Annotated in this window: 17 protein-coding genes; 3 read left to right on the top strand and 14 right to left on the bottom strand. The window is 43.3% G+C overall.

From position 1 onward, the window contains the following. Positions 1-22: 22 nt before the first annotated feature. The 13 genes from lpxA to rpsB form a co-directional block, all read right to left on the bottom strand. Positions 23-805 (bottom strand): acyl-ACP--UDP-N-acetylglucosamine O-acyltransferase, encoded by a 783-nt coding sequence (gene lpxA / locus H0W44_07875; protein MBA3582348.1) that lies wholly within the window; start codon positions 803-805, stop codon positions 23-25. Next, positions 802-1,227 (bottom strand): 3-hydroxyacyl-ACP dehydratase FabZ, encoded by a 426-nt coding sequence (gene fabZ, locus H0W44_07870; protein ID MBA3582347.1) that lies wholly within the window; start codon positions 1,225-1,227, stop codon positions 802-804. The genes lpxA and fabZ overlap by 4 nt, the downstream gene beginning before the upstream one ends. An 84-nt stretch (positions 1,228-1,311) precedes the next feature. Beyond that, positions 1,312-2,349 carry a UDP-3-O-(3-hydroxymyristoyl)glucosamine N-acyltransferase gene (gene lpxD / locus H0W44_07865; GenBank protein ID MBA3582346.1) on the bottom strand — a complete coding sequence of 346 codons (1,038 nt, stop codon included), beginning with the start codon at positions 2,347-2,349 and terminating at the stop codon, positions 1,312-1,314. 24 nt (positions 2,350-2,373) lie between these two features. Then, a complete protein-coding gene (locus H0W44_07860; GenBank protein MBA3582345.1) occupies positions 2,374-2,889 on the bottom strand; it encodes an OmpH family outer membrane protein in 516 nt (171 codons plus the stop codon). Positions 2,890-2,915: 26 nt separating this feature from the next. Then, positions 2,916-5,264 (bottom strand): outer membrane protein assembly factor BamA, encoded by a 2,349-nt coding sequence (bamA, locus tag H0W44_07855; GenBank protein ID MBA3582344.1) that lies wholly within the window; start codon positions 5,262-5,264, stop codon positions 2,916-2,918. Then, the gene (rseP, locus tag H0W44_07850) at positions 5,261-6,637 is read right to left on the bottom strand and encodes an RIP metalloprotease RseP (GenBank protein ID MBA3582343.1); all 1,377 of its coding nucleotides are present in this window, start codon (positions 6,635-6,637) and stop codon (positions 5,261-5,263) included. The genes bamA and rseP overlap by 4 nt, the downstream gene beginning before the upstream one ends. After that, positions 6,637-7,854 carry a 1-deoxy-D-xylulose-5-phosphate reductoisomerase gene (locus H0W44_07845; protein ID MBA3582342.1) on the bottom strand — a complete coding sequence of 406 codons (1,218 nt, stop codon included), beginning with the start codon at positions 7,852-7,854 and terminating at the stop codon, positions 6,637-6,639. Before H0W44_07845 ends, rseP begins: the two co-directional genes overlap by 1 nt. Further along, positions 7,851-8,687 (bottom strand): phosphatidate cytidylyltransferase, encoded by an 837-nt coding sequence (locus H0W44_07840; GenBank protein MBA3582341.1) that lies wholly within the window; start codon positions 8,685-8,687, stop codon positions 7,851-7,853. The genes H0W44_07845 and H0W44_07840 overlap by 4 nt, the downstream gene beginning before the upstream one ends. Continuing rightward, complete coding sequence (locus H0W44_07835; GenBank protein ID MBA3582340.1) at positions 8,680-9,441, bottom strand: isoprenyl transferase; 762 nt, start codon at positions 9,439-9,441, stop codon at positions 8,680-8,682. Before H0W44_07835 ends, H0W44_07840 begins: the two co-directional genes overlap by 8 nt. Positions 9,442-9,461: 20 nt before the next feature. Further along, positions 9,462-10,019: a ribosome recycling factor gene (gene frr, locus H0W44_07830; GenBank protein ID MBA3582339.1), complete on the bottom strand. Its 558-nt coding sequence runs from the start codon at positions 10,017-10,019 to the stop codon at positions 9,462-9,464. Between the two features lie 23 nt (positions 10,020-10,042). Then, entirely contained in the window at positions 10,043-10,765 is a 723-nt protein-coding gene (gene pyrH / locus H0W44_07825; GenBank protein ID MBA3582338.1) for a UMP kinase, read from the bottom strand. A 95-nt stretch (positions 10,766-10,860) separates the two neighbouring features. Next, positions 10,861-11,739: an elongation factor Ts gene (locus H0W44_07820; protein ID MBA3582337.1), complete on the bottom strand. Its 879-nt coding sequence runs from the start codon at positions 11,737-11,739 to the stop codon at positions 10,861-10,863. A gap of 16 nt (positions 11,740-11,755) precedes the next feature. Next, entirely contained in the window at positions 11,756-12,634 is an 879-nt protein-coding gene (rpsB, locus tag H0W44_07815; protein MBA3582336.1) for a 30S ribosomal protein S2, read from the bottom strand. 341 nt (positions 12,635-12,975) lie between these two features. Here rpsB and map point away from each other — a divergent pair, with 341 nt between their 5' ends. Genes map through dapE form a run of 3 tightly spaced genes read left to right on the top strand, consistent with a single transcriptional unit; the run spans position 12,976 to position 17,494 of the window. Then, positions 12,976-13,767 carry a type I methionyl aminopeptidase gene (map, locus tag H0W44_07810; protein MBA3582335.1) on the top strand — a complete coding sequence of 264 codons (792 nt, stop codon included), beginning with the start codon at positions 12,976-12,978 and terminating at the stop codon, positions 13,765-13,767. Further along, positions 13,764-16,370, top strand: coding sequence for a [protein-PII] uridylyltransferase (glnD, locus tag H0W44_07805; protein ID MBA3582334.1), 2,607 nt, complete (start codon positions 13,764-13,766; stop codon positions 16,368-16,370). Before map ends, glnD begins: the two co-directional genes overlap by 4 nt. Then, positions 16,367-17,494 carry a succinyl-diaminopimelate desuccinylase gene (gene dapE / locus H0W44_07800; GenBank protein ID MBA3582333.1) on the top strand — a complete coding sequence of 376 codons (1,128 nt, stop codon included), beginning with the start codon at positions 16,367-16,369 and terminating at the stop codon, positions 17,492-17,494. The genes glnD and dapE overlap by 4 nt, the downstream gene beginning before the upstream one ends. A gap of 3 nt (positions 17,495-17,497) precedes the next feature. On the opposite strand, the gene H0W44_07795 is transcribed toward dapE, so the two are convergent. After that, a complete protein-coding gene (locus H0W44_07795) occupies positions 17,498-19,171 on the bottom strand; it encodes an ABC transporter ATP-binding protein (GenBank protein ID MBA3582332.1) in 1,674 nt (557 codons plus the stop codon). Between the last annotated feature and the right edge of the window lies 1 nt (position 19,172).

Here is a 19,172-nt window from a genome sequence, read left to right as displayed (position 1 = left end):
AGGCGTTGTAAGAAAAAAATGTTTATTCGCGACCGTGGCGAACAACGGCACGCGTGCTGTTTTGAATAAATTCAACAAACTTTTTTACTTCTGGGTGCTGCTGAATAAAAGGAGCGAGCTCTTCAATTGCGGCTTCGCGTTTACCACGCGCGCGGATTAATAACATATAGGCTTTATGTAAACCACGTAATGCTTCCGGCGAAAAACCACGACGCTTTAAACCTTCTTTATTAATACCAAACGCTGACGCATGATTACCCGCAACGGTTACATAAGGTGGTACGTCACAATTAATAGCGCTGCCCATGCCCGAAAAAGCATGCTCACCTATTCTTACAAATTGATGCACTAAGGTGAAACCACCCAAAATAGCATGATCTTCTACAGTGGCATGTCCGGCTAAGGATGCCGCATTCGACATGATGATGTGATTACCTAAATGACAATCATGTGCTACGTGGGTATAGGCCATGAGTAAATTATCATTGCCAATTTTTGTCACACCACCGTGCGCAGTATTGCCACGATTTAACGTGGTAAATTCACGGATGATATTGCGATCACCTATTTCTAATACGCCGCGATCATCATCAGGTGTTAATGCTTGAGTGCGTTCACCGACCGAGGAGAATTGAAAAATCTGATTGTCGCGGCCGATACGCGTGGGGCCTTTAATAACCGCATGCGGACCTATTTTAGTACCATCACCAATTTCAACTTCTGCACCTATAACTGTATAAGCGCCCACTTCAACATGGCTGCCCAATTTTACGGAAGGATCGATAATAGCGGTCGAATGAATCACATTTTATCTCGTGGTGCCAAAGCACCAATAATTTGTGCAGAACAAGCTAGTTCTTCGTTCACTCTGGCTTCCGTAGCAAATTTCCAAATATGCCGCGCTTTTTTAATAATAGTTACTTTAATAGTTAAAGTATCGCCCGGCGTTACGGGACGTTTAAAACGTGCTTCATCAATCGCCGCTAATACAAAAATATTATCGCGACGCATTTCTTCCGGCATGCTACCAAAGGTTAATACGCCTGTCGCTTGCGCCATTGCTTCAATAATTAACACACCAGGAAATACGGGCAGCTCTGGGAAATGACCAGTGAAACAAGGTTCGTTCACCGATACATTTTTAATGGCGATCACATGTTGATTTGGCACAAAATCTAAAACCCGATCGATTAATAAAAACGGATAACGATGCGGCAAAAATTTCATGATGTCGCGTATGCTTAACTCGTTCAAACTATTCCCCTTAATTACTTACAATAAATTAATTGATATTAAACTTAATCGTCTGGGTTAATCATCTTGGGCTATTTTTTTTTCTAAAATACTCAAGCGTTTCGCCATTTCATCTAACTGTTTCATGCGCACCCAATTACGGCGCGAGGAAGCAATAGGTTCCAAGGGTGTACCTGATGCGTATTGCCCGGCTTCTTCAATAGCATGCGTAACCTGTGAAAAAGCATTCAGTTGTACATTATCGGCAATTTTTAAGTGGCCAACAATGCCTGTCATGCCACCAATCATACAATGCTCACCAATTTCTACACTACCCGCAATTGCAGAATTCGCCGCCATGGCGGTATTTGCGCGGATTTTTACGTTATGGGCAATTTGAATCTGGTTATCAAACTTTACACCCGATTCAATAATAGTGTCTCGCAAAGCACCACGATCAATAGTCGTGCATGCCCCTATTTCAACATCATCGCCGATTAACACGCGACCTAATTGTGGAATTTTTTGCCAACGCTGGCCATCAGGTGCAAATCCAAAACCATCCGCACCAATCACTGCGCTAGGATGCACTAAAACGCGCTGCCCCAAAATACAGTCAGTGCCAATACTCACATTCGACACTAATTTACTGGATGCGCCCACTATTGCGCGCGCGCGCACCACGCAGCAAGGTCCAATATAGGCATGCGCATGTATTTGCGCGCCAGCTTCTATCACAGCATTCGGCGCAATAATCGCCGTCGGATCAATCACCGCCGTTGGATCAATGCTGGCACTGGCTGCAATCGAAGGGGGTTTCTGTAAATCCTCATCAGGATGCAATAAAACAGCAATGCGTGCGAATAACAAATAAGGATTAGTCGTTAATAAAGCAGGACGATCAATAAACGTTTTTAATTTAGCAGATAAAATTACCGCGCCTGCTTTTGATGCGCTCAATTCTGGTAAATATTCTTTACCCGCCACAAATACTAAATTGTCCGCAGCAGCGGTTGCTAAATCTGCAACCGCTGATACTTGCAATTGACCATCGCCGACCAGCTCAGCATTAAAGCGCTGTGCTAGCTCTGCTAAAGTAAATCCCGCTGCGGACATTTTATGCGTCTCGTTTTTAAGCGGTTATTTTTTATCGGCGGGCTTATTTAATTCTGTTAAAACGCGCGCAGTAATATCAACACGCGGGCTAGACAATAAAACATTTTCATACAGTACTAAATCATATTGCTCGGCTTTTGAGATTTCCATAATTTTCTTGATGATTTGGTCACGCACTTTACGGGTTAATTCGCCCTGACGAATCTTAAAGTCTTCTTGATAAGTGCTCTTATCCCAACGTACTGCACGCTCTTTTTTGAGTAATTCATCTTCTGCTTCTTTGCGCTTGCCTTCAGTCATGGTAACGCCATCACGTTGAAATTTTTCACCTAAGGCGCGTAATTCAGTTTCCAAATCATTTATTTTTTTAGCACGTGCTTTGAACTCTGTTTCCAAATCACGATTGGCTTGCACGGCTTGTGGTGATTTTTGCATGACTTCTTGCAAATCAACATAAGCAATTTTCAATTCTTCTGCCTGTACTAACGGCATAGCCGCTAACAACACACTTGCCATCATTACTTTTGCTACATTCAACATAATCTATCCTTTGTGTTTTGTTAAAATTAGAAAGAACCACCGATCGTAAATTGAAACCGCTCTATATCATCATTATCTAAATATTGAAGCGGCACTGCGTAACTAAAAATCAACGCGCCCATCGGGGTTAACCAACGCGCTGTTACGCCCCAAGAAGTATGTAACTCCTCAGTCTCAAATTCTTTCGCGTCGGGATATACATAGCCGGTATCATAAAACAAACTGATGCGTGCTGCTGCTGATTCACCGGGTGGCGGCAATATATATTCAACTGTGCCTAAAGGTTTAAAGTCCCCGCCATAAGCATTCCCTCTGCTATCAACCGGCCCTAAGCTGCGTGATTCATAACCGCGTACGGAACGGATGCCACCGGCGGTATATTTTTCATAGAAAGGTAGTTCTTTTAAGTCATGCCGACCATCGCCATACGAAAAACTGTATTTCAACAATAAAACAGTTTTTGCAAACATGGGCCAATAATATTCCGCGCGGTAATCTAATTTGAAATATTCCAAATCCGAGATCGGAGTCGCTAACTCATAACTCAGCACTTGCAGTTTACCTTTATCAGGAAAAATGGTGCGGTTACGCGTGTCATACGACAAGCTCAAATTAATCAAATATTCATTATACAAATCACCATAACCCGTAACTGGATCAATAAAATCAAGCACTTCTTGGCTAGTAAGCGCCACTTGCGAATATTGAGTACAAACATTTGCACTATCATAACTACTGCACTGATCAACATAGGTTGGTGTTATTTTAGTTTTATTGTATGAAAAACCTGCACCAAAACGCATATATTCCGTTACCGGAAAACCAAACGTCACACCAAAACCTTGAGTATCAACTAGATATTCCGACAATGTGGTGCCGTCAGTATCAACCGCTCGATAAAATGCATTATAACTCGCAGATACACCGTCTTCGGTAAAATAAGGATTTGTATAATTGATACTATAATTATCAATTACATCGCTTACGTTTACGCTAATTCCAAACGAATTCCCGCGACCAAACCAATTGCCTTGCTGCAACCCCATATTAAAGGCGAGACCATCATCACCTGAAAAACCCGCGCCAATGGTGAAGCTACCCGCCAAACGTTCTTTAATATTGAGCTTTAAATCCATTTGATCATCGGTGCCGGCTACTGGCTCGCGCTCTATCTCAACTTCTTCTACATAACTTAAACGTTGTAAACGAATTTTTGAGCGCTCTACACTATCCGCCGCATACCAACTACTTTCTGTTTGACGTAATTCCCGCCGATAAACACCGTCCAAGGTTTTTGCATTGCCTTCAAAAGTAATGTGTCGCACATAGACACGCTTGCCAGGATCCACAATAAAGGTCAGATCTATTTCATGCGTTTTTTCATCTAAATCAGTTTTAATATTAACTTGTGAAAAGGCATAGCCATCATTGCCTAAGCGCCGGTTAATTTCTTCGTTAATCCGAGTGACTTGTTTACGCGAAAAGGGATCGCCGGGTTTAAGATAAAAATCAATAATGGTTTTTAACTCTGACTCTGGAACAATGGTTTTTCCGGAAAGTTTTAATTCACGAATGCGATACAAATCACCTTCAACAATATTGACGGTCACATAAATATCTTTTCGGTCAGCCCCAATGGTGACTTGTGTAGAGTCGATGTCAAAATTAACATAACCTCTATCCATATAATAAGAACGCAATAATTCTAAATCGCCGCGTAATTTTGTTTTTGCATATTCATCTTTGCTAGAAAATACTGCCCACCAAGCCGGAATACCTGACTCGAAATGATCCAGCAATTCCTCGTCATCAAATGCTTTATTGCCGACTATATTAATTTGGCGGATTTCTGCCGACAAACCTTCGCGGATTTTGATATCAATTTTGACTCGATTGCGCGGCAAATTAGTGACCGTGGTTTCCATTTTTACGCTATAACGACCAATGCTATAATAAAGACGCTGTAATTCTTGCTGCACTGCATCCAATATTTGCTCATTAAACATCTGTCCACGAGACAGGCCTACATTGTCAAAAGCCTTAGTAATGTCTTCATCTTTTACTTTGCTGTTACCATCAATATTTACTTCGGCAATCGCCGAACGTTCTACTACCGAAATAACCAAAACATTATCGCGAACGGCCAAGCTTACATCTTTAAAAAAACCGGTTTTATATAACGCACGTAAGATTTCTCGCGTTTCTACATCATCTAAACGTTCGCCGACTTTAACGGGCAAATAACTAATGACAGTGGCTAGCGTTACTCGCTGCGCGCCCACTAATTCAATATCTTTGATAACAAACGCAGCATATGCTTCTATTGAAGCCAACCACAAAACCAACAACACACTACAACGCATTAATATTTTCATTTAAAAAATAACCGAGTAATATCATTATGTAACGCGACGATCATCAGAATCGCCAACAAAAAAACACCGATGTTTTGACCAACGATTAAAACTTTCTCCGGAACGGGTGAACCTTTCACTGCTTCAATCGCATAAAGTAATAAATGACCACCGTCTAACACAGGGATCGGTAACAAATTTAATACACCTAAACCAATCGTCACTACTGCAAGAAAGTTTAAAAAATATACCAAACCCATTTTTGCAGATTGCCCAGCGTAATCGGCAATACTCACTGGCCCACTAATATGTTTAATGGACGCTTGTCCCGTGACTAAACGACCCATCATGCGCAACGTTAGCAAACTATAATCGTACGTGCGCTGCACACTTTTAAGCGCAGATTCTCCGAAACCATACTGCACTAGCGTAAAAGCATTATCGTAATCTTTAGGCATCGCCGGCCGAGTACCGGAATAACCTTTATCTTTTTGTTCTGGATGTTGGCCTAAATGTAATTTAGTAATTTGTTGTACGCCATTTCGTTCATACGTCACGACAACCGTTTGATTCGGTCGCTCCGCCACATAACGCTGCCAATCTTGCCAATCTTTGATGGCAACATCATCAACCAATAACAAACGATCACCTGCTTGCAATCCTGCCTTATGCGCCGGTTGATCTTGAGGAACTTCTTCTAATACTGCGGGTACAGGTGGCACGCGTACTTTAATGCCGAGTATTTTGAGTACGTCAATATCTTCTTGTGCTAATAAATTATCAGTAATCGTTAGATGATGCGTTATTAACTCACCTTGAGCCGTTTTAACTTGTATGTTTAATTGATCACTGTCTAAATTTTCTTCTAAGATCGCCATATTAATATCGGGCCAACTAGGTGTGGTTTTATCATTGATTGCAATGATTTCATCACCCGTTATAAACCCTGCTCTGGCAGCAGGCGAATCAACAATAACGTCTCCGACAATTGGTCTTAAGGTATCGGTACCGAGCATAAACATAACAACGAATAAAGGAATCGCTAGCGTTAAACTAAACACGGGGCCAGCTAAAACAATTAAGCTGCGCACCCATAATGGTTTATGATTAAACGCACGATGCTTTTCTTCTGCGGGTATTGGCTCTGCACTGTCATCGTTAGCCGCGCCTTCGCCTAACATGCGCACATAACCACCTAAAGGCAACGCTGCAATCACGTATTCGGTTTCACTGCCCTGCGGTTGCCAACGATACAAAGGTTTACCAAAACCAATTGCAAAACGCAGCACTTTCACGCCTAAACTACGCGCAACCCAAAAATGTCCAAACTCGTGCACGACTACTAAAATGCTAATAGCCAATAAAAACCATAATATAGTGATGACAATACCCATTACGATGCGCACACCTGTGTGAAAGAGGGTTTAATCATTTGCCGTGCAAATGCACGAGCTTCTTCATCAACGGCTAATACCGTCGGAATATCGCTTACTATTTGGCTCGGCAGCTTATTTAATACGCTATCAACAATAGTGGCGATGTCTGTATAACGAATCTGTTTATTCAAAAAAGCTTCCACCGCGATTTCATTCGCTGCATTTAAAATTGTGCTGGCCGTACCACCTTGTTTAGCGGCGTCTGTTGCTAATTGTAAGCACGGGAAACGTGTAATATCCGGACGCTTAAAATCCAATACTGCGACCTTAAAAAGATCAAGAGGTTCAACGCTTACGCGCATTCGTTCCGGCCAAGCCAATGCATGCGCAATCGGCGTGCGCATATCGGGATTACCCATTTGCGCCAACACCGAACCATCACTATAAGAAACCAAAGAATGCACAATGCTTTGCGGATGAATCACGACTTCCACAAAATCCGGCGCAATATCAAACAACCAACAAGCTTCGATTAATTCCAAACCTTTATTCATCATCGTTGCTGAATCAACGGAAATTTTTTGTCCCATCCGCCAATTAGGATGTTTACACGCTTGCTCAGGCGTAACGTTTGCCAATTGTTCTATCGGCGTTTCACGAAACGGACCACCCGATGCGGTTAACCAAATTCGTTGCACGCCCCGCTCTATTAAGGAACGGCTATCATTAATCGGCAAACATTGAAAAATAGCATTATGCTCTGAATCAATCGGCAATAAAGTCGCGCCATGTTTTTGCACGGCTTGCATAAATAACGCACCCGACATCACCAAGGCTTCTTTATTCGCCAATAAAATTTTCTTACCGGCATTGGCTGCGGCTAAGGTCGGCAATAAACCCGCTGCCCCGACAATGGCGGCCATCACATCATCAGTTTGCGCGTCTGCTGCTACGTCAATTAAACCTTGTGCGCCCGCTAACACTTGAATATTTGGCAAATTCGCCGTTTGCAATAAAGTGCTGAGTTTTTCGGCAGCGACGACATCAACCATCACCGCATAACGAGGTTGATAACGCTGACATTGCGCGAATAATTTTTCGACGTCTTTATGCGCGGTTAAAGCATGAACTATAAATTTGTCTGGATGCTGTGCTAAAACATCTAAAGTATTTGCGCCGATGGTACCGGTGGAACCTAAAATCGTAACGCGCCGTTTTGACGAGGCATCTTTCATATTAAAGGCGCCCATAGACAATACAAACATGCAAACACCGGCGCTGCGGCCGTGATGCTATCAATGCGATCCAAAATACCGCCATGACCTGGCAATAAAGTGCCGCTATCTTTAACACCTGCTTCACGCTTTAATAAACTTTCTAATAAATCTCCAGGAATGGAAATAAGCGTGGCGACCGCACCGCTGATTACAAATAAAATTAACAATCTTGAGTTTAATTGCAAACTATAAGCGGCTATTAGCAAAACAATAATGGATGTTAAGACGCCACCCAACAAACCTTCCCAGGTTTTGCCTGGACTGACTTTACTGGCTAATTTATGTTTACCAAATGCGCGGCCCGCGAAATAAGCGCCAACATCCGCCAACGCTACCGCCAGCAAAATAATAAATAATAAAACGCCCCGGGCTTCATTATTTAAAGACTGACTATGCAAAAACACTAAAGCAAACCAAGCAGGAATTAATACGAACAAACCCATTAGCAGTTTAAATACAGCATTTAATCTAATAACCCTAACTTGAGTTTGATACGTGACGATCCAAATCAGCGCGAATAGCCAAAACATACTGGCAATAATAAAAATAGGTTGCAAACCATATGCAGGTACAAAAACCGAATAACTAAAGTACATACAAATAAACATAAGAACGCTATAAGCAATTCGAATAGGTCTGCGCGAAAATCCTGCTAAACGCGCCCATTCATAAGCACCTAACACGACTACCAACGCAAACACCCAGCGTACTTGCGCAGTATATAAACCAAAAATCACACCGAGAAATAAGGCAGCCAAAATTAATCCGGTAATCACACGTTGCTTAAGCATGTTTTACCTGTTCTGGTTGTAACTGTTCGGAGGTTTTACCAAAGCGTCGTTCCCGTTGCGCATACCATTGCAACGCAGTACTAAATGCGGCTTCATCAAAGTCTGGCCACAAAGTATCCGTAAAATAAATCTCTGTATACGCGCATTGCCAAATAAGAAAATTACTGGTTCGTGATTCGCCACTGGTACGAATCAATAAATCCGGTTCTGGTTGATCGGCCAAACTCATGTAAGACGCGAGTGTTTGTTCCGATATTTCATCAATGGATAATTTACCGGCTTGCACTTGCTTAATAACGGTTTGCACCGCTTGTGTAATATCCCAACGACCGCCGTAGTTAACGGCGATATTAAGTTTTAAACCGGTATTGTTTTGGGTGGAGAGACTTGCATCTTGCATTTGTTTTTGTAACTTGGCGTCAAATGCGGCGCAATCACCAATAAAGCGTATGCATACATTATTTTCTTGCAGGCCTTTGAGTTCACGCGACAAAGTCACTAAAAATAACTCCATCAATAACGTGACTTCCGTTATAGGTCGGCGCCAGTTTTCACTGCTGAAAGCAAATAAGGTGAGATATTCGACTTGATGTTTGCCACACGCTTGCATCACGTGTTTAACAGCATCAACACCATATTTATGGCCCGCATTACGCGGCAAACCTTTGCGCTTAGCCCAGCGTCCATTACCGTCCATGATGATTGCAACATGTCGGGGAGAAGCTATTACAGAATGATCGGTATCGCCTGTCATTGATGCGGCCGCAATCGCTCTTAAACTTCCATGAGCTCTTGTTCTTTTTTCGCTAACACCGCATCAACTTCACCGATGAGTTTATCCGTCAGTTTTTGAATATCATCTTGACCACGGCGATCATCGTCTTCAGTGATTGATTTAGCTTTTAATGCTTCTTTTAAATCATTGTTAGCATCACGACGAATATTACGAATAGCGACTTTGGCATTTTCACCTTCATGCTTCACCATCTTCACCATTTCTTTACGGCGTGATTCCGTTAATGGTGGCATCGGAATACGCATAACCAGACCCGCTGTAACCGGATTCAAACCTAAGTCAGCTACCAAAATTGCTTTTTCAATTGCGCCGATCATGGATTTATCCCACGGCGTTACTAATAAAGTCCGCGCATCTTCAACGGTAACATTAGCAACTTGTTTTAACGGCGTTTTGTTGCCGTAATAATCAACTTCAATAGGTTCTAATAAACTGGGATGCGCACGACCCGTACGCAAACGGGATAATTCTTGCGCTAATGCTTCTACACTTTTGCGCATTCTTTGTTCAGCATTTTTTTTAAGATCTGCAATCACAAAATATACCTCTACAATAATAACTAATCACTTACCAGCGTACCCACGTCTTCACCGCGCACTACGCGCAATAAATCACCGGGGCGGCCCATATTAAACACCCGAATAGGCATGCGATAGTCGCGACACATTACCACCGCAGTCGCATCCATTACACCGAGTTTCGCATTCAAAGCTTCATCATACGTTAAACGTGAATAACGCTTAGCATTCGGATTTTTCATTGGATCAGAATCGTACACGCCATCCACTTTAGTGGCTTTCAACATTAAGTCAGCGGTGATTTCTACTGCGCGCAAACTTGCAGCCGAGTCAGTCGTAAAAAAGGGATTGCCCGTGCCGGCCGCAAATACTACCACGCGACCTTTTTCTAAATGCCGAATGGCACGACGGCGAATATAGTCTTCGCACACTTGATTGATTTTAATCGCTGACATAACACGACAATAAATGTCGACGCGTTCTAAAGCATCTTGTAACGCCAAACTGTTAATGACGGTAGCCAACATACCCATATGATCGCCCGTCACGCGATCCATACCGGCTTCGGCTAAACCTGCGCCGCGAAAAATATTACCACCGCCAATCACCACGGCCACTTGCACACCATCTTCAATCAGTTGACGAATATCTAATGCAATACGACCAATCACTTTCGGATCAATACCGTAGCTGTATTCACCCATCAAGGCTTCGCCGCTAAGTTTAAGAAGGATGCGCGGATACGCCAATTTTTTATTTGTCATTCGTGCTACTCCGACGGCTGTGTTGTCGCAAAAAACCAAACTCAGATACAAAGACGCGGCATAAATGCCGCGTCTTGTTGAGTATCGCCAGCAGGTTAACTGGCTTTAACCTGTGCCATGACTTCTTGCACAAAGTTATCTTCTTGCTTTTCGATACCTTCGCCTACTTCTAAACGATAGAACGATAATACTTCTGCATTCGCCGTTTTTAATAACTTGCTGACAATTTGATCAGGATCTTTAACAAACGGCTGACCCACTAACGTAATTTCAGCAAGATATTTTTTCAAACGACCTTCGACCATTTTTTCAATAATGTCGTGAGCTTTGCCACTGTCTTGTGCTTGCGCGATTAAAATTTCACGTTCTTTATCCAATGCTTCTTTCGGCACACCGGTTTCAGATACACAAACAGGACGACTCGCTGCAACATGCATGGCTAAGTCTTTAGCTAAACCTTGATCGCCACCTTTTAAGTCCACTAATACACCGATGCGGCCGCCGTGTGAATATTGACCAATCAAAGTGCCTTGGCTTTGTAAACAAACAAAACGTCGCACTTGGATATTCTCACCAATCTTAGCAATCAGTGCACGACGTACATCTTCAATCGTGGCGCCATCTAAGGTTAACGCTAATAACGCATCTAAATCCGCCGGCTTTTTACTGCAAATCAATTGTGCTACTTTATTTGCAAACGCGATGAAATCATCACCTTTACCAACAAAGTCAGTTTCACAATTCACTTCAACTAATACTGCTGTTTTACCAGAAGCATCCATCGCAGTAGCAATAATACCTTCGGCTGCAATACGACCTGCTTTTTTATCGGCTTTAGCCATACCTTGTTTGCGCATCCATTCAATCGCTACTTCCATATCGCCATTGTTTTCGGTCAACGCTTTTTTGCATTCCATCATGCCTGCGCCAGTGCGTTCGCGCAGTTCTTTCACCATTGTGGCTGAAATTTGCATCACATTACCTCGTTAATCAAACCTGTGAATCTGTTGCGCTTATTGGGGCTTCCGCCGCGTCATCGCTTACAGTCTCTGCATCTTCACCCGCTTTACGGCCCGTGACTTTCTTTTTCACTGTGGCTTGTTTAGCAGGTGCTTTCTTTTTCGGTGCGTGGTTGCGCGGCTTCGCTTCAGCGGCTTCAACGACTACACGTTTTGCCGGTAATTGTGCGCTGCTACGACCGTCTAATACACCATCGGCAATTGCGGTGCTGTATAACTGAATAGCACGAATGGCGTCGTCATTACCCGGAATAACATAATCAACACCTTCAACAGAGTTGTTAGTATCAACAATCGCTACGACTGGAATACCTAAGGTAGTTGCTTCACGTACTGCAATTTTTTCAAAACCCACGTCAATAATGAACAGGACGTCGGGCAGACGTTCCATATTTTTAATGCCACCTAAGCTGCGCTCAAGTTTTTCCGCTTCGCGGCGCATTACTAAACCTTCTTTTTTATTCACGCGGTCAATAGAACCATCTTCAAACATGACTTCTAATTCTTTCAAACGCTTAATTGATTGGCGAATAGTGTTGAAGTTAGTCAACATGCCACCTAACCAACGATGATTAACGTAAGGCATGCCACAACGTTCAGCATGTTCTTTAACGGCATCGCGCGCGGCGCGCTTCGTGCCGACGAATAAAACAGTGCCATTTTTAGCTGCCATACGCGAAATAAAATTCAGCGCGTCGCTAAATAAAGGAACGGTTTTTTCAAGATTGATGATGTGGATTTTGTTACGAGCCCCGAAGATATAAGGACCCATCTTTGGATTCCAATAACGGGTTTGGTGACCAAAATGGACGCCCGCTTCTAACATTTCGCGCATACTGACATTTGCCATTGCGATTTACTCCTGCTACTGAGACATATTAATGTGTAATGTCCCATGGGTTAGGCCTCCGCACATCCCAACTAATCACTCACTGGCTTTACGGCCAACAAGCACCCGATTAACTGTGTCGATGCGCGTGCGAATTTGCTAAGTGGCCTGCTCAACAGCGTAAAACCGGTCTTAGCGGCGCGCTTTATATCACATCTGCCCAACCTCCGCCACCGCACCGCCATGCAGACGCTAGGTCAACCTGTCTTTGTCGGCCGAATCGGCAGAGAGTCGGATTAAAAACATTTCTGGTATAGTGCCTGCCTGTTTTTTTGCCCCTTCCTGAAATGACGACCCTGCTTATGACCATTACCATCAAAAATGCCGACGATATAGAAAAAATGCGGGTTGCTGGCCGTCTGGCGGGTGAAGTCTTAGAAATGATCGGCCCCTATGTGCAGGCCGGGACTAGCACGGAAGAATTGGATAGGATTTGTCACCAATATATAGTGGAGGTGCAAAACGCTATTCCCGCACCTTTAAACTATCGCCACGCTAGCGGCGGCCCAGCGTTTCCAAAATCCATTTGCACGTCGGTCAATCATCAAATTTGTCACGGTATTCCCGGGCCTAAGCAGTTGAAAAACGGCGATATTATTAATATCGACATCACCGTCATCAAAGACGGTTTTCATGGCGACACCAGTAAAATGTTTTTTGTGGGTAAACCGTCTGTGCAAGCGGAACGTTTAGCTCGCGTGACGCGCGAAGCATTGTTATTGGGAATTGCTCAAGTCAAACCGGGGGCAACCTTAGGTGATATTGGTTTTGCCATTCAAACGCACGCAGAACAGCAACATTTTTCCATCGTTCGAGAATTTTGTGGTCACGGCATTGGCCGCATATTCCACGAAGAGCCTCAGGTTTTACATTACGGCAAACCCGGTACGGGACTCGCCTTGCAAGCTGGCATGACCTTCACCATTGAACCGATGGTGAATGCCGGTAAACGCCATATCAAATTGCTCGCAGATGAATGGACGGTGGTCACTAAAGATCACAGCCTTTCCGCGCAATGGGAACATACTATTTTAGTGACTGAAACTGGCGCAGAAATCCTCACTCGCCGCAGCGAAGAAACCGATCTGCAATGAAGACCGCCAAAGAATATCAACCGCTATTAAACGCGCAACTCGAACAATTAACGACGGCGCTCAGCAATGGCGAACCTATCGAAGCATTAGTCCACCTGCGCGCACAACAGCTCGATGAGGTATTAATTGCGCTCTGGCACAGCATTATCGGCAACACCGACAAACTGGCACTGATTGCAGTCGGTGGTTACGGCCGCAGCGAATTACATCCGCATTCTGATATTGATATTGCGATTTTGGTAGAACCCGATGAATTAATAAATTGGCAAACCGCGATCGAACAATATGTTACTCAATTATGGAATTTAGGTTTAGACATTGGCCACAGTGTGCGCACGCCCCAACAGTGCAGCGAAGAAGCCTCACGCGATGTGACGGTGTTAACTAATTTATTAGAGTCGCGTTTATTAATTGGCAATCAAACGCTCTACCAAAACATGCAACAGGCCACGAGCGAAAGTCATATTTGGTCGAAAGAAGAATTTTTTTTCGCTAAATTAAATGAACAGCAACAGCGCCATCAAAAATTCGGCGATACCGCTTACAAACTCGAACCCAATATCAAAGAAGGCCCGGGTGGTCTGCGCGACATTCAAACCATTGCGTGGGTAGCTAAACGCTATTTTGACGCCAACTCTTTACAAGCATTAACTGCTTTAGGCTTTTTAACTCAAACAGAACTGAATTCGCTATTACAAGGTCGTGAATTATTATGGCGTATTCGTTTTTTGTTGCACCGTCTTAGCAAACGTCGTGAAGATCGTTTATTAATGGATATGCAACGTCAGCTTGCCAATCAATTAGGCTATAGCGACAACAATAATAATCTGGCTGTTGAACAATTCATGCAGCACTACTTTCGAACCGTCACCGAATTAGCGCGTCTCAATGAAATGTTACTGCAGCTCTTGCAAGAAAAAATTGAATTTACTGATAAAAATAACAGCGTAATTCCTATTAACGAACGTTTTCAAACAGTCAACGGCTACTTAGAAGTCAGTAGCGCCGCCGTGTTTCGCGAAACACCGTCAGCTTTGCTCGAATTATTTTTATTGATGGAACAAAACCGGCAACTAAAAGGTGTCCGTGCCGCCAGTATTCGTTTGGTGCGAGAACATTTATATTTAATCGACGATGCTTTTCGCGAACAAGCGGAACATTGCGCATTATTCATGGCCATTTTAAAAGAGCCGCATGGCGTCAGCCACGAATTAAGTCGAATGAATCGTTACGGCGTGCTGGCTGCGTATCTGCCGGCCTTCTCACATATCACAGGCCGCATGCAATTCGATTTGTTTCACATTTACACCGTCGATGAACATACGCTCAATGTATTAAAAAATGCTCGCAGCTTTGCAATACCGCCTTCGCCAGAACATCATCCACAATTACAAACTATTTTCAAAACCTTGGATGCTCCTGAAGTTTTATATGTAGCCGCACTCTTTCATGATATTGCTAAAGGTCGTGGCGGTGATCATTCTGAATTAGGCGCAGATGACGCCAAAGAATTTTGCTTAAGACATGGCATTAGCAAAGACAATTCACGAATTGTGCAGTGGTTAGTTCGCAATCATTTATTAATGTCGATGACCGCGCAACGCAAAGACATTAGCGACCCTGATATCATTTTAGAATTTGCCGAAAAAGTGGGCGATCAACGTACCTTGAATTATCTGTATTTACTTACCGTTGCCGACATCACCGCAACCAACCCAGAACTTTGGACTAGCTGGCGTGATCGTTTATTAATGGAACTCTATTTACGCTCAAAGTATGTATTCCGACACGGCCAAGCCAAACCCATTGATATCGCCGAACGTGTGACTGAACGCCAAGATGGCGCAGCTGAGCTACTCGAAGCAATAGAAATACCCCGCTCAGCCTGCTTACGTGTGTGGAAAGAATTTGGCGATGATTATTTTCTACGTCACAATGCCGAAGAAATTGCTTGGCATACACGGGCTATTTTAGAAGCCAACCACGATCAATTACCTTTAGTACTCATCAATCCTCACGCGACCCGTGGCACTACGCCTATCTTTATTTACGCACAAGAAAATGATGGTTTTTTTGCTATCAGCACTTTAGTGTTGAGTCGCTTAGGTTTAAATATTGTTGATGCCCGCATTATTAGCTCGCGTAATGGTTACACCTTAGACACTTATATGGTTCTCGATAATGATAACCAACCGGTCAGAGATCAACATCGCATTCAAGAAATACAAAAAGCATTAAGTGCATCAATTAAAGATCCGCGCCAAACACCTAAAGCCATTCGCAAACCCTTATCGCGCCAATTACGTCAGTTTAATACCCCCACACGCATAACAACAGAACCCGCGCCAGAATTAGCGTATAGCTTGTTGGAAATTATTACCTTAGATCGCCCTGGTTTATTGGCATTAATCGGTCAAGCATTTTTGGATTGTAATATTCGCGTGCATAATGCCAAAATCAGTACCGTCGGTGAACGCGCAGAAAATATTTTTATTTTGAGCGATGCCACCAATCGCGCTATCCATGACACACCGGTATCAGCTCAACTGATTCAAACACTCCATCATCATATTGACGATATTCCAAAAACAGGTACCGCATGAGCGACGTTTTAAAATTAACTCAAACCCTTATGGAAATTGCTTCTGTGACGCCTATGGATCACGGCTGTCAAAACATTATGATCCAGCGTTTACGCGCACTCGGTTTTAACATTGAGTCACTGCGCTTTGGCAATGTAGAAAATTTTTGGGCGCGTTTAGGTAACAGCGGGCCACTGTTTGCATTTGCTGGACATACTGATGTGGTGCCCACCGGGCCTGAACAAGCATGGCAATCTGCACCTTTTAAACCTGAAGTCCGTGATGGCTATTTATATGGTCGTGGCGCTGCTGATATGAAAGGTAGTTTAGCCGCCATGATTGTTGCAACCGAACAATTTTTAAAAACAAAACCGCTTCTTAAAGGCTCGATTGGTTTTTTAATCACTGGCGATGAAGAAGGTGACGCCACTAATGGCACTGTCAAAGTAATTGAAACATTAAGTCAGCGCGGCGAAAAAATTGATTGGTGCTTAGTAGGCGAACCTTCTAGCAGTCAACAATTAGGCGACACCATTAAAAATGGCAGACGCGGTTCATTATCTGGCACGTTGCGCATCATTGGTCAACAAGGTCATATTGCATATCCACAATTAGCGGACAATCCTATTCATCGCGCGAGTGAGTTTTTACGCGTCATTTGCGTTCAAGAATGGGACAAAGGTAATCAATATTTTCCAGCCACCAGTTTTCAGATTTCTAATATCAATGCAGGTACTGGCGCTAACAATGTAATACCCGGGGAATTAACGCTATTATTTAATTTTCGTTTTTCTACCGAGACCACCGCAGAAAAATTAAAACAAACCGTTGTGGATTTATTAACTGAACAAGGTTTGCAATATAATTTGCAGTGGCATTTGTCTGGCCACCCTTTTTTAACGCCTGAAAAAGAATTAGTGGCCGCTACGCGTGCTGCGATTCAAGATATCCTCGGCATCGACACATTATTATCAACATCTGGCGGCACCTCAGATGGTCGCTTCATTGCACCCACGGGCGCACAAGTTATTGAATTAGGTCCAGTCAACGATACCATTCATAAAATTGATGAACGCACTTCAATTGCTGAACTCGAACAATTAACGCTGATTTATCAAAATATTTTGCAGCGCTTATTAAGCTAATATTTATTTAGAATCAACATTCGACTGACGATACAAAGCGGGCACGGCTTTTAATAATGCTTGCGTATATCCGCTACGAGGCTGTTCCAGCACTTGTTTTACTTCACCCTGCTCAATCAATTTACCTTGACGCATAACAACCACTCGATGCGCCATATACGACACTACCGACATATTGTGCGTAATTAATAAATAACTTAAACCATACTCGACTTGTAATTGTTGCAATAACACCAAGATTTGCGCTTGCACTGAAACATCTAGGGCGCTGGTAGGCTCATCTAAAATCAATAGCTCCGGCTTTACAATTAATGCACGCGCAATGGCAATACGTTGACGCTGTCCGCCTGAGAACTCATGAGGGTAACGATAAGCCGCATCTTGTGGTAATCCTACTTGATCTAAGACTGCGCGTACTTGCTGTTGCCATTGCGCCGGACGCTTAATGCGTAAAGCGGCACATTTCGCCAACAGCGTTTCAGCTACAATATCTTCTACTTGCAAACGCGGATTCATCGCTGAATAAGGATCTTGAAATACTATTTGCATCACATGCCGAGACTGTTGACGCTGTGCCCGCGACATAGTCTGTAAATTTTGACCCTTTAAAAATATCTCACCGCTACTAATCGGATATAACTGCAATAGCGCTTTCGCTAATGTAGTTTTACCACTGCCTGACTCACCCACTAGGGCCAAGGTTTCTTGTTTGTGTAACACCAAATCGACACCATCGACCGCTTTGACTACATCAACAACTTTTTTAAATAAACCTCGTCGAATCGGGAAATGCACTTTTATATCTTGCAGTCGCAATAATTCTGATGATTTATCAGAATTATTTTTGTGGCTATTTTGATTAAGTGGCAACAAGGAATGATCAACTAAAGAATAGCCTCGTTTATTAGCCGCAGGCAAAACTTCAAATAATCGCCGAGAATATTCATGCTGCGGCTGTGCAAAAAATGTTTTGCAATCCGCTTGCTCAACGATGCGCCCTGCTTTCATTACGGCAACATGATCCGCCATTTCGCCAACCAAACCTAAATCATGCGTAACAAACAACATGGCGGTGCCGGTTTGGCTTTGCAAATTTTTCAACAACGCTAAAATTTGTGCTTGCACAGTCACATCTAACGCGGTAGTAGGCTCATCGGCAATAATCAGAGCAGGCTTAGCGGCTAACACTAAAGCAATCATAACGCGCTGCCGCATACCACCGGATAATTGATGCGGATAACTTTCCCACACACGGGCAGGATCCGCTAATTCAACCGACGCTAAAATTGCTAAACCGGTAGCACGAATTGATTTTTTGGGGTGCGCCGACAAACTTAATACTTCATTGAATTGCTGCGCAACCGTCATGATCGGATTCAAAGCTGTCATGGGCTCTTGAAAGATCATACCGATTTTACGGCCACGAATTTTTTGCACATCTCGCGCGGGTGTGCGTAACAAATCATTACCTGACAATAAAATGCGGCCTTGCGAAATCGTTGCAGTGCGTGGCAGCAATTGCAAAATAGCCAGGGCAGTCACGGATTTTCCACTACCAGATTCGCCCACTAAGGCTAAGGTTTCACCTGGATTAATATTTAAACTGACTTCATCAACAACGACGCTGTTAGAAAAATGTACGCTTAACGCTTCAATACTTAATATCGACTGCGGCATA

It is taken from the genome of Gammaproteobacteria bacterium (genome assembly GCA_013817245.1).
In the GTDB taxonomy this organism is placed as follows: domain Bacteria; phylum Pseudomonadota; class Gammaproteobacteria; order HTCC5015; family HTCC5015; genus JACDDA01.
Note: the sequence above shows the minus strand (reverse complement) of the source record. Positions and strands in the feature narration are given on the sequence as shown.

Excerpts from the sequence above, each read along its gene's own strand:
- H0W44_07845 (MBA3582342.1), bottom strand. The coding sequence starts at position 7,854 with ATGAAAGATGCCTCGTCAAAACGGCGCGTTACGATTTTAGGTTCCACC.
- pyrH (MBA3582338.1), bottom strand. The coding sequence starts at position 10,765 with ATGACAAATAAAAAATTGGCGTATCCGCGCATCCTTCTTAAACTTAGC.
- H0W44_07860 (MBA3582345.1), bottom strand. The coding sequence starts at position 2,889 with ATGTTGAATGTAGCAAAAGTAATGATGGCAAGTGTGTTGTTAGCGGCT.
- H0W44_07820 (MBA3582337.1), bottom strand. The coding sequence starts at position 11,739 with ATGCAAATTTCAGCCACAATGGTGAAAGAACTGCGCGAACGCACTGGC.
- fabZ (MBA3582347.1), bottom strand. The coding sequence starts at position 1,227 with ATGAAATTTTTGCCGCATCGTTATCCGTTTTTATTAATCGATCGGGTT.
- rseP (MBA3582343.1), bottom strand. The coding sequence starts at position 6,637 with ATGGGTATTGTCATCACTATATTATGGTTTTTATTGGCTATTAGCATT.
- rpsB (MBA3582336.1), bottom strand. The coding sequence starts at position 12,634 with ATGGCAAATGTCAGTATGCGCGAAATGTTAGAAGCGGGCGTCCATTTT.
- map (MBA3582335.1), top strand. The coding sequence starts at position 12,976 with ATGACCATTACCATCAAAAATGCCGACGATATAGAAAAAATGCGGGTT.
- bamA (MBA3582344.1), bottom strand. The coding sequence starts at position 5,264 with ATGAAAATATTAATGCGTTGTAGTGTGTTGTTGGTTTTGTGGTTGGCT.
- glnD (MBA3582334.1), top strand. The coding sequence starts at position 13,764 with ATGAAGACCGCCAAAGAATATCAACCGCTATTAAACGCGCAACTCGAA.
- lpxD (MBA3582346.1), bottom strand. The coding sequence starts at position 2,349 with ATGTCCGCAGCGGGATTTACTTTAGCAGAGCTAGCACAGCGCTTTAAT.
- dapE (MBA3582333.1), top strand. The coding sequence starts at position 16,367 with ATGAGCGACGTTTTAAAATTAACTCAAACCCTTATGGAAATTGCTTCT.
- H0W44_07795 (MBA3582332.1), bottom strand. The coding sequence starts at position 19,171 with ATGCCGCAGTCGATATTAAGTATTGAAGCGTTAAGCGTACATTTTTCT.
- H0W44_07840 (MBA3582341.1), bottom strand. The coding sequence starts at position 8,687 with ATGCTTAAGCAACGTGTGATTACCGGATTAATTTTGGCTGCCTTATTT.
- H0W44_07835 (MBA3582340.1), bottom strand. The coding sequence starts at position 9,441 with ATGACAGGCGATACCGATCATTCTGTAATAGCTTCTCCCCGACATGTT.